General features: G+C 61.5%; 12 protein-coding genes. 9 read left to right on the forward strand and 3 right to left on the reverse strand.

Annotated features, from left to right (window positions below):
• Window position 1: 1 nt before the first annotated feature.
• From FOY53_RS00445 to FOY53_RS00485, 9 genes are all read left to right on the forward strand, one after another.
• Window positions 2–1,006, forward strand: a complete 1,005-nt coding sequence (locus FOY53_RS00445) for a flagellin (RefSeq protein ID WP_146584556.1) — start codon at window positions 2–4, stop codon at window positions 1,004–1,006.
• Between the two features lie 62 nt (window positions 1,007–1,068).
• On the forward strand, window positions 1,069–2,118 hold the full coding sequence (locus FOY53_RS00450) for a flagellar basal body P-ring protein FlgI (protein ID WP_246107252.1): 1,050 nt from the start codon (window positions 1,069–1,071) through the stop codon (window positions 2,116–2,118).
• Window positions 2,119–2,227: 109 nt separating this feature from the next.
• On the forward strand, window positions 2,228–3,097 hold the full coding sequence (gene motA / locus FOY53_RS00455; protein ID WP_146584561.1) for a flagellar motor stator protein MotA: 870 nt from the start codon (window positions 2,228–2,230) through the stop codon (window positions 3,095–3,097).
• Window positions 3,094–5,328: a hypothetical protein gene (locus FOY53_RS00460; RefSeq protein WP_146584563.1), complete on the forward strand. Its 2,235-nt coding sequence runs from the start codon at window positions 3,094–3,096 to the stop codon at window positions 5,326–5,328. The genes motA and FOY53_RS00460 overlap by 4 nt, the downstream gene beginning before the upstream one ends.
• A gap of 633 nt (window positions 5,329–5,961) precedes the next feature.
• Complete coding sequence (locus tag FOY53_RS24125; RefSeq protein WP_369333830.1) at window positions 5,962–6,501, forward strand: transposase; 540 nt, start codon at window positions 5,962–5,964, stop codon at window positions 6,499–6,501.
• Window positions 6,502–6,843: 342 nt separating this feature from the next.
• Window positions 6,844–8,868: a flagellar biosynthesis protein FlhA gene (gene flhA / locus FOY53_RS00470; RefSeq protein ID WP_246107253.1), complete on the forward strand. Its 2,025-nt coding sequence runs from the start codon at window positions 6,844–6,846 to the stop codon at window positions 8,866–8,868.
• A complete protein-coding gene (locus FOY53_RS00475; protein ID WP_146584569.1) occupies window positions 8,868–9,629 on the forward strand; it encodes a flagellar biosynthetic protein FliR in 762 nt (253 codons plus the stop codon). Before flhA ends, FOY53_RS00475 begins: the two co-directional genes overlap by 1 nt.
• Window positions 9,629–10,720, forward strand: coding sequence for an EscU/YscU/HrcU family type III secretion system export apparatus switch protein (locus FOY53_RS00480; RefSeq protein WP_146584571.1), 1,092 nt, complete (start codon window positions 9,629–9,631; stop codon window positions 10,718–10,720). Before FOY53_RS00475 ends, FOY53_RS00480 begins: the two co-directional genes overlap by 1 nt.
• Complete coding sequence (locus tag FOY53_RS00485; protein WP_146584573.1) at window positions 10,720–11,148, forward strand: hypothetical protein; 429 nt, start codon at window positions 10,720–10,722, stop codon at window positions 11,146–11,148. The genes FOY53_RS00480 and FOY53_RS00485 overlap by 1 nt, the downstream gene beginning before the upstream one ends.
• A gap of 94 nt (window positions 11,149–11,242) precedes the next feature.
• On the opposite strand, the gene FOY53_RS00490 is transcribed toward FOY53_RS00485, so the two are convergent.
• From FOY53_RS00490 to FOY53_RS00500, 3 genes are read right to left on the reverse strand one after another with little or no spacing between them, the layout of a single operon-like run.
• Window positions 11,243–11,998, reverse strand: a complete 756-nt coding sequence (locus tag FOY53_RS00490) for a DUF1028 domain-containing protein (RefSeq protein ID WP_146584575.1) — start codon at window positions 11,996–11,998, stop codon at window positions 11,243–11,245.
• A gap of 36 nt (window positions 11,999–12,034) precedes the next feature.
• Window positions 12,035–12,904, reverse strand: coding sequence for an ABC transporter permease (locus FOY53_RS00495; RefSeq protein ID WP_146584577.1), 870 nt, complete (start codon window positions 12,902–12,904; stop codon window positions 12,035–12,037).
• Complete coding sequence (locus FOY53_RS00500) at window positions 12,901–13,845, reverse strand: ABC transporter permease (protein WP_146584579.1); 945 nt, start codon at window positions 13,843–13,845, stop codon at window positions 12,901–12,903. Before FOY53_RS00500 ends, FOY53_RS00495 begins: the two co-directional genes overlap by 4 nt.
• Window positions 13,846–13,883 lie beyond the last annotated feature (38 nt).

Consider the following 13,883-nt stretch of genomic DNA (forward strand, 5'->3'; position numbering starts at 1 on the left):
GATGCAATCCATTGGTGACATGGCGCAGTCGCTCGTAATGCGTCTCAATCAGACCAGGCTGCGGGATCAGATCGGTCAACTGGGAGTCGAGATTTCCACCGGTGTGGCGCGGGACAAGGCCGCGCATCTTGGAGGTGATCTGACAGTTCTCGCAACGCTGGACCGTTCTCTGAAGTCACTGGACAGCTTTCGGATCGCCACTGCCGAAGCGACCTACCTCGCGGAAGTGATGCAATCGGCCTTGGGGCAGGTGCAGGGACGGATCGAGGAATTGTCGCCCCGGATGCTGCAATCGGAAATGGTGGTTTCAGAGCATCTTCGCAATTCCCTGGCAGAAGATGCCCGAGCCACACTTGTCGCGACCCTGTCAAACCTGAATTCGACCGCGGCAGGCCGCTCGGTTTTCGGCGGCGTGGCGACCGACCGGGCCGCGGTCGCGGATGCGACGACAATTCTGGACGCATTGCGCGCCGAACTGGCCGGCGAAATCACAGTGGCCGGGGTCGAGGCCAGGCTGGACGCCTGGTTTGAGACGCCGGGTGGCGGGTTCGACACTGTCGCCTATACCGGATCGACAACCGATGTTGCAGACACCCGCCTCAGTTCCAGCGACAGTGCGAAACTGAATGTACGCGCCGATGACCCGGTCTTCCGCAACATGATCAAGGCACTGTCTTTCGCGGCGCTCAGCCACGATGCCGCTCTGGCTTTTCCGCCTGATCTGAAGTCCGATATGCTGAAGTCGGCTGGATTGCAGTTGCAGACCGCACTGGTCCCATTGACCGACCTGAGGTCTGGTGTGGGCACGCTTCAGGCTCGTATCGAAGAAACCGAGACCCGCAATGCCACGGAAGGCACAGCGACCGAGCTGGCCCGCCTGAAACTGATTGGTGTGGATCAGTACGACACGGCGGTTCGCCTGCAGGACGCGCAAGTACAGCTGGAGGCATTGTATGCGGTGACGGCCCGGGCAGCCCGGATGTCGTTTGCAGAGTTCATGCGATGAGCGGGCTGCTGCGACGTCTCCTGCTTGTGACATTTGCTTTTGTTGTTCTGGCTTCGCAGGCAATGTCGCAAAATGTGAGGATCAAGGACCTGGTCGAGTTTGACGGTGTCCGTTCCAACGATCTGGTGGGCTACGGCCTGGTTGTCGGCCTGAACGGCACCGGCGACGGACTGCGCAATTCACCGTTTACCGAAGAAATCATGTCCAACATTCTCGAGAGGCTGGGTGTGAACATCTCGGGTGAGCAATTCCGCCCCAAGAATGTCGCAGCGGTCTTTGTCACCGGGCGTCTGCCGCCGTTTGCCCGTGCGGGTGGACAGATCGATGTGACGGTATCCGCCATTGGTGACGCAAAAAGCCTGCTGGGCGGGACGCTGATCATGACGCCGCTCAATGCCGCGGATGGTCAGATCTTCGCTGTGGCCCAAGGCACGATCATTGCCGGCGGGGTCGAGGCGACCGGCGCGGCTGCCTCTGTCGTCCAGGGGGTTCCGACATCCGGCGTCATTCCGGCGGGAGCCCGGATCGAACGCGAAGTCGACTTTGATTTCACCGAACTTTCATCGCTGCGGCTGGCACTCCGTGAACCGGACTTCACCACGGCGGCCCGGATCGAAACGGTCATAAACCGACAATTCGGCCGTGCATCGGCCGTGATGCTGGATTCAGGTACGGTAAGCGTGGACCTGACCAGGTCGGGGGCAAGATCGCCCGCCCATGCCGTGGTCGCGATCGAGAACCTTCCGGTAGAACCCGAGCGGCGGGCGCGGGTGGTCGTGGACCAACGCTCGGGCACCATCGTTATGGGAGAGGACGTGCGCATCTCGCGGGTGGCGGTCTCGCAGGGCAATCTGACCCTGCGGATCCAGGAGGCGCCGATTGCGGTTCAGCCGAACCCGTTTTCCGAAGGCGCAACGGTGATCGTTCCGCGGACCGAAACCGGCATCATAGAGGAACAGGGCATCGGCCTGGCCGAAGTTCCCGCCGGCACCACCCTGTCGAAGGTCATCGCTGGCCTCAACGCATTGGGCGTTTCACCCCGCGACATGATCGACATCCTCAAGAGCATCAAGGCAGCCGGAGCGCTGCATGCGGAATTTGTGGTGATGTAGACAACCCGGCTTCTGGCGGTCGGGCGGGAACCGGATCGAAACTGTATCGCAGGGGCGCACTCTTAACGCGGCATGACACCACCCTGGTGTCTCTCAACGGAGCTTGGACATGCTTGGAATTATCGGCATCGTTGTAATTTTCGGGATGGTTTTCGGAGGCTACCTGCTGGCCGGCGGCAAGATGACCATCATCCTGAAATCTCTGCCGTTCGAGATAATGATCATCTGCGGAGCCGCAGTCGGCGCCTTTCTTATCGGCAATGATATGAGCGCCGTGAAACACACATGCAGAGATATGGCGAAAGTCTTCAAGGGTCCAAAGTGGAAGCACGATGATTACCGCGATCTGCTTTGCCTGCTGTTCGAACTCGTGCGGTTGGCGCGCAGCAGCCCGGTCGCTGTCGAAGAACATGTTGAAAACCCCAAAGAGTCTTCGATCTTTGGGAGATACCCAAAGATTCAGAGCGACCGTGAGGCGGTCGAGCTTATCTGCGACACGCTGCGGTCGGTCTCCATGAACTACGACGACCCGCATCAGGTGGAGGAAGTGCTGGAAAAGCGGATGGAGGCCACTCTCAACCATGCGCTGCATTCAAGTCATGCCCTGCAGACAGTCGCGGATGGCCTGCCCGCGCTTGGCATCGTCGCGGCAGTTCTGGGCGTTATCAAGACCATGGGCTCGATCGACCAGCCTCCCGAAGTGCTGGGAAAACTCATCGGTGGCGCGCTGGTCGGCACGTTTCTGGGCGTTTTCCTTGCTTATGGGCTGGTTGCCCCGTTTGCGAGCAAGGTGAAGGCGGTGGTCGAAGAGGACAGTCATTTCTATCAGCTGATCCGCGAAGTTCTGGTGGCGAATCTTTACAACCATTCCACCAACATCTGCATCGAGGTCGGGCGGCAGAACACGCCGGCACATTGCCGTCCCAGTTTCGTGGATCTCGAAGAGGCGCTTAAGGCTGTCAAACAGGAGGCCGCATGATCCGGCTTCTGGTCACATGCCTCATGGTACTTTGGGGGGGCACCGCTGCCGCCCAGGTTCTTCAGGTCCGCTCCGGCGAGCATGTCGGCTTTACGCGTCTTGTCATTGACATCCCCCCCGGCACAGATTGGGCGCTGTCGCCCGGCCAGCCGCCATATGACCGTGTTATTAAATTTCCGGGCCGTAGCTTTTCCTTTGATACCGAGGACGTGTTCCAACGGTTGAATGCCGACAGGCTGCTCGAAGTTGGCACGCCCTCCGCCACCAGCAACCTTGGCCTGAAACTGGCCTGCGACTGCAAGGTTGACGCATTTGTGCTGGACAGCAAAATGTTGGTCGTAGACATCTCTGACGCCGAACCTGACAATAGTCTCGCGCCTTTGTCCCGGAACACGCCGAAGGCGCGGCCTCGGATGTTCGCAGACTTGCAGTACGGTCCGGCGCCGGTCGGTGCAGTTGCACCTGCCGTGGAAACCTTCGGCACCCTGCCTCTGGATAAACTAGCCAGTCGCCATGGTTCCGGTCCGAATGCCGCTCCGACGGAAATCGACCGCCAAACCGCTGAGCAGCAGATTGCCTTGGCCGAAATAGAGCGTACCGCGACTCAACAACTGGCCCGGGCGGTGACACGCGGACTGTTGGACATCTCGGCAGATCCACCCGGCCCCGCCGCGGTCCCTGATGACCCGCCGCATCCGCCGGGCCATGACCCTGTCGTCTCCCATCCGACGGTGGATGAGCCCAATCTCTCGCTTGAGGCAGGGCGCATTCTGCTGAGTGGCGTGCATTGCATGGCTGCGGAAGATCTGGCGTTGGCTGACTGGGCCGGGGAGGGTCCGTTTGTCGTCCAGCTGGGCGAACTGAGGCAAGATCTGGTCGGGGAATTCGACTTGATTGATCCGCAAAAGGCCATGCGATTGGCAAAGTTCTATCTGCATTTTGGGCTGGGCAACGAAGCGCAGACGCTGCTGCGGTTATCCGATCCCGGCGGCTCGGAAACCCTGGACGGCCTCAGCAACCTGCTGATCGGCTTGCCAAAGCCTGTGCCGGTTTTTGAGGGACAGACTCACTGCGACGGTCCTGCTGCCCTGTGGTCCGTTCTGAACCTCACCGGGACGCAACCCGGACCGACCATCAACACCAACGCGGTTTTGCGCGCCTTCGAAGACCTGCCAGAACCTCTCAAGCCCTATCTTGCCCATCGTCTGGTCGACAGGTTGCTTGCGCAAGGCGAGCGTCCCGCCGCGCAGGATTTGTTAAAGCGGATCGCAAGGTTGCAGCCCGCGCCAAACGCTGAAGTCGCCCTCGCGCGGGCAAGGATGGACATGCAAGAGGGCTTGCTTGAGTCCGCGTCACAACGGCTCACGGAAGTTGCGCGGACGGAAACAGGATACCCTTCGGCCCAGGCTGTCGAGGCGCTTGTGAGCATCAACACGGTGCGCGGAAAGCCGACGCCGACGGATATCTCCGAACTGGCCTCCGCCTATTCCGTTGAATATCGCGGCTCGGATGACAGGCCTGGCCTATGGCGCGCGCACATCAGGGCACTGATTGGCCGCGGCGCGTTCACTCAGGCTTTCAAGGAGTTGGATTCCGACAGCTCCGGTCAACCAGAGACAGACCGTTCCGTCCGCGTCGAAGCAGCAAATGCGCTGATTGAACACGCCGAGGACAATACCTTTTTGCGGATCGCGCTCGCTTCTGATTCTGAGCACCCTTTGGGCAATGACCGCGATACCGTCCTGGCGGCGACAGAGCGGATGCTGTTGCTGGGTCTGCCGGATGCAGCGGCAAAAGTGCTGAAGAACCTCAGAGAGGACCAGGAGGATCGCCCGGCAAGACTCTTGGACGCCCGCGTGCTTCTGGCGCAGGACCGCCCCGAGGACGCTGAAATCTCGCTGATCGGATTGCAGGGGTTGGACGTTCTGGAACTGCGCGCCGAGGCCAGGGCGAGAATGGGCGACTACAGCTTTGCCCAGATGGCTTTCGATGAAGTTGGCAGAAAGGCGGATTCAGCTTACTCAGCATGGATTGCGGGCGACTGGGACACGGTCGCACAAACTGCCGATGGGCCATTTTCCGACGCCGCAAGACTCTCCCAGTCTGACGCTCTGCCGGTTTCTGCTGACGCCAGACTTGAAGGCTCGGAGGCGCTGGTCAGCGACAGCCAAGAAACCCGGGAAACCCTGAACGAGTTGTTGCAAGCCACAAGATTACTGCCAGACGGGTGAATGCGCCAACTTCAGCACGGTTGCAAAATGTGTGGTCCCGAACGAAATTCGCGGGACACTGGTTTCAGGTATTGTCCAGGTTGAAGCCCATGCCGCGCTGGCAGAAGTCTGTCTCAGGCGGTTGCGCCGTGGGTGATCGTCGAGCTGCGGAATATTTCTTATTGACTTGGCGTTCTTGCCGCCGACCAGTCGCCTGATGGTCCCTTGTTCATGCCAGCCTCTTTGGGCTGCTGATCCGGCCTGCTCCGGCGAAGCGAGGTCAAGAGCTGGAGGACAAGAATGCCAAGCTCAAGCACCCTTTGGCGAACATCATGTTGGATAATGAACTGCTGAAAGGAATTGAGGGGCAAGAGTGACGATGCGCCATATCGCGCCATTGGTTCCGAGAGGCATGGGCAATGCGCAAGCGGCGAGACGCGGCACTCTGGATGATGCGGTCTCATGACATCCTGCAGCGCCGGGCGAGTCGACTGGACGGTATCGATCCCAATTCCGTCCGGCGCGGACACCCGTCCCGCTGCCAGGCAGGCAATTTGCCGCGAGGGGATTGCGCCAAGGGCCGCAAGGAAATGCGGGAGAACGCTGGCAAGCGATGTCGGTTTTCCTGCCGGGATGGAACAGATGGCTCTCAGAATGCCAATCTCGGGCAAACGCGGCGCGGTTCAGTGCGGCAAGTCTGGCCTTCTGGACCACAAGGTCCGCTTGGGGCTGCCGCTTTTACTGGCCACCCGGCGCATGGCCAGCCTGCTAAACTTCTCCGGGCCAGACAGGATGGTGCCCGACTTCAGCACAATGTCGCGTCGGCGGAAGGCCTTGGAAGGGACCCTCGTATCCTGTGGTTCCAAGAACGCGCAGCACCTGCCCGTCGATTGCACTGGCATAAAGAGGGCGATAGAGCTGAGCGGCGCACATGCGGACTCGGCGGCTCCTGGCGCCGGGTCCTTTGCAACATTCAGCTTGGAGTTGACGGAAAAACACCTGAGATCCGCGCTGCCGGGGCCATTTCCGGTGATGTCGGTGACGCGCCGGTGCTGTCGGAACTGCGCGATCAGGTCGACCCCGAGCAAGAGAACGCCACGCTCCGCTCATCTCGAAGTAAACCTGCACTGCCGGACACCGGGAAAGGCAACCTGCGGCCGTCACCCTGTATGCGCGACTGTGCCCCGTTGCTGAGCAACCTGCCGCTCCGGAAGGCGCGATACATGGCCGCCCCCAGGTGCACACACGGGCCGCTGTTGAGTGACGCGTGTGAACGCAGCACCTTCATCCCGGTCATTTGGCAAAACGACCACTTTTGGCAACAGATAATAAACCAGTTCGGCCCGATACTCGGTTTGATGTGAAAGACAAAAGGCGGGGCCGAATGTTTCCTGACGTGATTCTCGCACCGTCGGATCGCGGGCCGGTCAAAGGTCCCGGATCGGAAAGTCGGGCGGTTATCGTGGACTCAGAGGCGTGATACTTGATCTGAAAGAGACACTGTTCCGCCCTACGGTTCTGTTGGCGGTCGCTTTGATGGCGGTCATCGTGATGATGATCTTGCCGGTGCCATCCTGGGTTCTGGATGTCGGCCTCGCCGCCTCTTTCGGGCTGGCCATCCTCATTTTCACGGTCACGCTGTTCATCGAGCGGCCCCTGGACTTTTCCGCCTTTCCGACAATCCTGCTTGCTTCGCTCATGTTGCGGCTGTCGCTGAACGTCAGTTCGACAAAGTTGATCATAGGCCAGGGGCACGAGGGTACCCACGCCGCTGGTAATGTCATCCAGGGGTTCGCAAGTTTCGTGATGAATGGCAGTGTTTTCATGGGCCTCGTGGTATTTGGCGTGCTGATGATCGTCAATTTCACCGTGATCACCAAGGGTGCCGCGCGCATGGCAGAGGTGGGCGCCCGCTTTGCCCTGGACGGGATGCCCGGCAAACAACTGGCCATCGACAGCGACATGAGTGCAGGCGCCATCGATCATGCCGAGGCAAAGGAGCGGCGCGAGCGGGAGTTGCAGGAAACGACTTTTTTCGGATCCCTGGACGGCGCGTCGAAATTTGTCAAAGGCGATGCCGTCGCCGGTTTGCTCATCACGTTGCTGAACCTCGTGATGGGGATCATCATGGGGGTTTTTGTACACGGCATGGCGATCGGCAGTGCCTTCGAAACCTATGCAATCCTGACCGTTGGCGACGGGTTGGTGTCGCAAATCCCGGCGGTGATCATCTCGATTGCGTCCGCGCTGTTGCTGGCGCGCGGCGGTGCCACCGGTGCGACCGATCTGACGTTGGTGGCGCAACTTGGCCGTTATCCCGCGGCTTTGGGCACGGTCGCCGTGCTCATGGCACTGTTCGCCCTGGTGCCGGGGTTGCCATTCTTGCCCTTCATTTCCGGTGCCGCCGTGCTCGGCGGTGCCGCGTATGGCATGGCGCGCAAATCCGCGCGTGAACAGGAAGCGCCTGATGATGCCGAGCCTGAATTGGCGGCCGCGCAGAAGCCGATCGGCGATATTCTGGATCTCGACGACATCCACGTCGAATTCGCGCCGGACCTGGTGAACATGGTGCTTGACCCGGGTACCGGCCTTGATGTGCGGATCTCCAATATGCGCAACCACATTGCCGCGACCTTTGGCGTCATCATGCCCGAAATCCGGCTGACCGACTCTGCGGCATTGCCCACCGGGACCTATGTGGTGCGCATTCAGGGGGCAGAGCTTGCCCGGGGTTCGCTGAATCCGGACCTTGTGCTGGCACTCGTGCCCGACGACCAGACCCGCCTGCCCGACGGCCGGGATGTCAGCGAACCGGTCTACGGGGCGCCCGCGCGGTGGATCAAGCCCGAGGACCGGGAGCGCGCGGCTTTGACCGGCGTCACCATCGTCACCCCGACCGAGGTGCTGGCTACCCATCTTCTGGAAGTCATCAAGCGTAATTTCGGCCGGCTCCTGAGCCTGCGGTCGCTGCGCCGTATCCTTGATGAGATGGTGTCACTTTCGAACACTGCCCGGGCTGAAGCGAACCGGCGGCTGATTGATGAACTCATCCCGGAGAGGGTACAGATCGACCTGCTGCACGCGGTGTTGCGGATGTTGCTGGACGAACAGGTATCGATCCGAAATCTGCCGTTGATCCTTGAAGCGATTGCCGAAACCCGAGGACAGCAGGCGCGCCCCGAGGCGATATGCGAGCACGTTCGCCAGCGTCTGGGATTTCAATTGGTCGCGGGGATGCGACGCAATGACGGGACAATCCCGTTGATACAGCTGGCTCCGGAGTGGGAGGAATTGTTCACCCGCTATCAAATCGAGGGGGACCGCGGGGGCATGGATGTCGCGCTGCCGCCCGAATCTTTCGAAACGTTGACCAGCGGTGTGGCCAGGCAGGTCGGAGATGCTGGGGCCCGGGGTGTGTTCCCGGCGCTTGTCACCTCATGTAGACGCCGCCGTTTCCTACGCACCATCCTGGCCGCAAAAGGGATCGCCAACCCGGTCCTGTCGTTTGAGGAAATCGGCATCGAAGCGCGCCCCTCCCTCGTTGGCGTCGTCGCACTGTGATGGCACTGGTGGACACCTTGCAGGAACAGCTCTGGACGCTGTTTGCCGTGTTCTTGCGGGTCGGCGCGGCACTTTCGGTCATGCCCGCGCTGGGTGAACGCTCGGTGCCGGTGCGGATCCGACTGGTCCTGTCGCTGGCGATGTCGGTCATTGTCGCGGCGGCCGTGACCGGGACGTATCCAGTCCCGCAGCCAGGTGTCGAGACTTTTTTCAGGATGATCGCGACCGAGGTCGTTGCCGGTCTGGCGCTGGGTATCGGGCTCCGGCTGTTTGTGCTGGCACTGCAGACGGCCGGTGCAATAGCGGCGCAGTCGACGTCATTGTCCCAGTTGACGGGGAACAATGCGATGGATCCGATGCCGGCCATTGGTCAGGTCCTTACGGTTTCGGCGATGGCGCTGATGATGATGACCGGGCTGCATGTCAAAGCGGCGGCCCTGTTCATCATGTCCTATGACGCGATGCCGCCGGCAACGTTTCCGGACCCGGGCGTCCTGGCTGACTGGGGGCGGGAGCATGTCAATCACGCCTTCCGGCTGGCCTTCACACTGGCGGCGCCGTTTGTGATCCTGTCTGTGCTTTACAACGTGACGCTCGGTGTCATCAACAAGGCGATGCCGCAGCTCATGGTCGCCTTTGTCGGCGCGCCGGTGATCACTCTGGGCGCGATTGCGCTGCTCTTTGTCACCGCGCCGATCCTGCTTACGGTGTGGCACACTGCCTTCGACAGCTTTCTCGCGAAACCCTTCGGACCACCCTGATGGCAGGCGAAAACGATGATGACAGCGACAAGTCACATGAGGCGTCAAAGCACAAGCTCGACGAAGCCCGCAAGAAGGGCGAGATCGCGCGCTCGCCGGATCTTCTGACCGCCACGGCCTATGCAGGAATATTGCTGACCGCTCTTGCGCTTGGACAGGCGTCGCTTTTCGGGCTGGCCGAGGCGATGTTGCCGTTGATTGACCATCCGCATTTGCTGGTTGCGACCTACTTTGGCGAGGGCAGCACACCGGTCGTTGGCCGCCTGATCGCGGACAGCATGGCGCCGGTTCTGCCGTGGGTCATCGGACCGGGGCTGCTGGTTGTGGCGGTCTTGATTGCGCAGAAGGGGATCGTGGTGGCACCGCAGAAACTGGCCCCGAAATGGTCGCGTCTGTCGCTGCTGGAAAACGCCAAGAACAAGTTTGGCCGCCGTGGGTTGTTCGAGTTCGCCAAGAGCTTCACCAAACTCATGGTCTATTCGGCTGTACTGGGATTGTTCCTGTCCGCGCAAATGGCAGTGATTGCCGGGTCCCTGCAGGGCAGCGCGACTGGCGTCGTCAGCCTGTTGATGACACTTGCGATCAAGATGATGACCATTGTCGCTGTCGTGGCGGCGGTCATCGGCGGAATTGATTTTCTGTGGCAACATCAGGAACATCTGCGAAAAAACCGCATGTCGCACAAGGAGCTGCGCGACGAATACAAGGAGTCCGAAGGTGATCCGGCGATGAAGCAGCAGCGCCGGGCGCGGGCGCAGGAAATCGCCATGAACCAGATGATGCGGGATGTGCCCACTGCGGATGTGATCATCGTCAACCCGACCCGCTATGCCGTCGCGCTCAAGTGGAACAGGGAGACAGGCAATGTGCCGGTTTGTGTCGCCAAGGGGGTCGATCACGTGGCAGCGAGAATACGCGAGGCCGGTCAGGAGGCGATGGTGCCGATCCATTCCGACCCACCCACGGCCCGGGCGCTCTATGCCACGGTTGAGATCGGCCAGTCGATCCAGCATGAACACTACCGCCCTGTCGCGGCGGCCATACGGTTTGCCGACGCGATGCGCAAACGGGTGCAGGAAAGAAGGTTTTGATGGCATCAGAGTTCGAGGATCTGCAACCCATTGCCGCATTGATGGAGGAACGGGCGCTGGCGCGTCACCGTGACATGCTGGTCCAGGAGGATGCCCTGCGCCGTGAACTGGACGAGATTGAAAACCTGCGCCACCGGTCCTTGCGACAGGATGATCAGGCACACGCCCGCAGAATGCTAGGGGCGGACGGAGTCTGGCAGAACTGGCTGGCACAACGGCGGTTGCGGCTGACTCAGGAGCTTGCGGTTCTGCAGGTCCGCAAGGCTGAAACCCTGGCGGCGGCGCAGACCGCGTTTGCCCGGCACCAGGTGACAGCAGACCTGGCGGCTGACGACCGGGAAGTGCAGCGTCGCAGGAATTTCACCCTGGCCGAGCGGCGTCTGGAGGAAGACTGGCAGACCTCGGTGTCCGCATCAAAGGGGTACTGACGCTGAACTCCGCGCTGCCAGACCCGAATAGGGTGCATCCCTGCTGCGGCGCCGATGACCCGCCCGCCCGTTTGCCCGCCGCGTGTGACAGGGGTCAAGGATCCAGTTCAGTTGCAAAGGATTTGCTGGGTATACCCGCCGCCCGGCGTGCGGCATCCGCCTCCTTGATCGCGGAGTCTATGCCGCGCCGGTCTGTCGTGCCCGAGAAATTGTCCCGCGTCGGCAGTGCCTTGGCCACGTGCACAAATCTTTCCTGTGCCACCTCGTACAACCTGCGCAGTTCGGCCAGAGGGTCGGGGTGATCGTCGGCGCGCAGGTCAAGCCAAGGGTAGTCCTCACTCTGATGAATCACCAGCGCGGCGGATTGGGTGCCCCGCTTGTCGCCGCCGGCGCGGGCCCCTGCCGCCATCGCCTCCAACAGGCGCGGTCCGAAGGGCAAATGCAGATGCGCCAGATAGGCCGCCAGTGTGTCCGCGATAACCGCCTGTCCTGCCAACATGTTGCCGGCCACGGACACCGCGTCGGCGGAGATCTGACCGCACCAGCCGATGCAGTCCTTGCCGGTATGGGCCGCGATGCGACCGGCCATGTCGATCATGTGGATCTGACGAATGGCCTGACCCGCATCCCGCGCGACAAGGTCCGGCACCACGTCTTCTGCGCGTTCCCCGAGGGCGAGCCGGTTGGCGGCTTCCATGCCCCAGATCGGGCTTACAAAGGCCTGGGTAGCGACAGCGCACCTGCCACCACGCAAATGCGGCACCAGGGCACCGGTGGCAAAAAAGCGGCTGGCGACGATCACGCCATACTGGCCGGTTTCGGGATCCCTGGCGACGATGGAGTAGGTCATTTTCTCTGCCTTTTCAGCGGCCCGTTGCTTGAAGCGTCACAAGTCGCGCGGGTCAAGTGCGTCGCGCAATCCGTCGCCCAGCAGGTTGAAGCCCAGCACGACGAGAAAGATCGCGACGCCGGGCCACAACGCCATCCAGGGCGCTTGTTCGAGAAAGTTCTTTGCCACGTTCAGCATCGACCCCCAGCTCGGGGCCGGCGGTTGCTGCCCAAGCCCGAGAAAGGACAACGACGCCTCGGCGATGATGGCGGTGGCGATGGTCAGTGTCGCCTGCACAAGTATGGGTGGAAAAATGTTTGGCAGGATATACTTGCGGATCAGCGCAAAATGGCCAAGCCCGACGGCGCGGGCGCTTTCGACATAGTCCTCGGTCATCACGCTCATCGTCTGGGCGCGGGCCAGCCGGATGAACAGCGGCATTGCCGACAGTCCGATGGCGATCATGGCATTGGACAGGCTGGGCCCGAGAAAAGCGGCAAGCGCAATGGCGAGGATCAGGAACGGCGCGGCCAGCAACGCCTCGGTAAAGCGCGAGATCACGGCATCGGTCCAGCCGCGCAGGTATCCCGACAGCACACCCAGCGGCACGCCCAGAACGACGGCGATGAGGACGGAAACCACCCCGGCCAACAACGAGGCCTGCGCGCCCCAGATCATCCGCGACAACACATCCCGGCCGATTTCGTCGGTGCCGAAGGGGTGCGCCGCCGACGGGGCTTTGCGGACCGCCCCCCAGTCGGTTTCGATCGGTCCGGGCACCGGCAGCAGCGGCGCGGCCAGTGCGACGGCGACAAAAAAGATCACAAGGATCCCGCCAAGAACGGCGGACTTGCTGGCGCGGAGCTTGCGCCAGAACCGGCTGGGCGTGCGCGGGGCCGGGGCTGTGGTGACGGGCAGGATGGTCACGAGTCCTTCATCCTTGGATTCAGCACGCGATAAGCGGCGTCGGCGAGGATGTTCATGGCAATGAACGCAACCCCGGTACACAGCACGATGCCCTGAACCACTGCATAGTCACGGTTGAACACCGCGTCGACAATCAGCTTGCCAAATCCGGGAATGGTAAAGATCTGTTCGGTCAGGACCGCGCCCGCCAGAAGCTCTCCGAACAGGAGCGTTGTCACTGTGACGATCGGCACCAGCGCGTTGCGCAGGGCATGTTTGACCAGCACCATGCGTTCCGGCAGCCCTTTGGCCCGGGCGGTGCGGACATAATCCGAGCGCAACACGCCAAGCATGGCGGAACGCGTGTGCCGCATCAGTGTCGCGGCCAGCCCGGTGCCCAGCACGAAGGCGGGCATCAGCATGGTCAGGATGGATTGCAGCGGGTCCTGTGCCAGCGGCCGGTACCCCGAGGCGGGCAGCCAGCCAAGGTTGACCGACACCAGCAGGATCAGCATGATCCCGAGCCAGAAATTGGGGACCGACAGGCCCGACAGCGCGACAAGATTGGCCAGCCAATCCACCCAGGTCCCCTTCTTGTAGGCCGAGAGCACACCGGCGGGGATACCGATCAACAGCGCGATGATCAGCGCCATCACCGCCAGCTGAAGGGTCACCGGCAGCTTTTCCCCGATCAGTTCCAACACCGGCTGCCGGGTGCGCAGCGATATTCCGAGATCGCCCTGCAAGGCGTTGCCGATCCAGGTGAGATACTGAACCGGAATCGGATCGTTGAGACGGTATTTTTCCCGCAGAAACTCGATCATCTCGGGGTTGCGGTCTTCGCCTGCCATGACCAGCACGGGATCGCCGGGCAGCAGTTTCTGCATTCCGAACACAAAGATCGAGATCAAAATGATCGTCGGAATGGCGATCAGGATGCGGCGTCCGAGAAAGGCCAGCATTTAACGACTCCGCTGTGGGGCAGGCCCGGCACCCATCG

It is taken from the genome of Puniceibacterium confluentis, from assembly GCF_007923445.1.
In the GTDB taxonomy this organism is placed as follows: Bacteria; Pseudomonadota; Alphaproteobacteria; order Rhodobacterales; family Rhodobacteraceae; genus Puniceibacterium; species Puniceibacterium confluentis.

What these genes read in the sequence shown, in the direction of transcription:
- FOY53_RS00445 (WP_146584556.1), top strand. Translation starts at nt 2, where the DNA reads ATGCAATCCATTGGTGACATGGCGCAGTCGCTCGTAATGCGTCTCAAT.
- FOY53_RS00450 (WP_246107252.1), top strand. Translation starts at nt 1,069, where the DNA reads ATGTCGCAAAATGTGAGGATCAAGGACCTGGTCGAGTTTGACGGTGTC.
- motA (WP_146584561.1), top strand. Translation starts at nt 2,228, where the DNA reads ATGCTTGGAATTATCGGCATCGTTGTAATTTTCGGGATGGTTTTCGGA.
- FOY53_RS00490 (WP_146584575.1), bottom strand. Translation starts at nt 11,998, where the DNA reads ATGACCTACTCCATCGTCGCCAGGGATCCCGAAACCGGCCAGTATGGC.
- FOY53_RS00480 (WP_146584571.1), top strand. Translation starts at nt 9,629, where the DNA reads ATGGCAGGCGAAAACGATGATGACAGCGACAAGTCACATGAGGCGTCA.
- FOY53_RS00500 (WP_146584579.1), bottom strand. Translation starts at nt 13,845, where the DNA reads ATGCTGGCCTTTCTCGGACGCCGCATCCTGATCGCCATTCCGACGATC.
- FOY53_RS00485 (WP_146584573.1), top strand. Translation starts at nt 10,720, where the DNA reads ATGGCATCAGAGTTCGAGGATCTGCAACCCATTGCCGCATTGATGGAG.
- flhA (WP_246107253.1), top strand. Translation starts at nt 6,844, where the DNA reads ATGGCGGTCATCGTGATGATGATCTTGCCGGTGCCATCCTGGGTTCTG.
- FOY53_RS00475 (WP_146584569.1), top strand. Translation starts at nt 8,868, where the DNA reads ATGGCACTGGTGGACACCTTGCAGGAACAGCTCTGGACGCTGTTTGCC.
- FOY53_RS24125 (WP_369333830.1), top strand. Translation starts at nt 5,962, where the DNA reads ATGCCAATCTCGGGCAAACGCGGCGCGGTTCAGTGCGGCAAGTCTGGC.
- FOY53_RS00460 (WP_146584563.1), top strand. Translation starts at nt 3,094, where the DNA reads ATGATCCGGCTTCTGGTCACATGCCTCATGGTACTTTGGGGGGGCACC.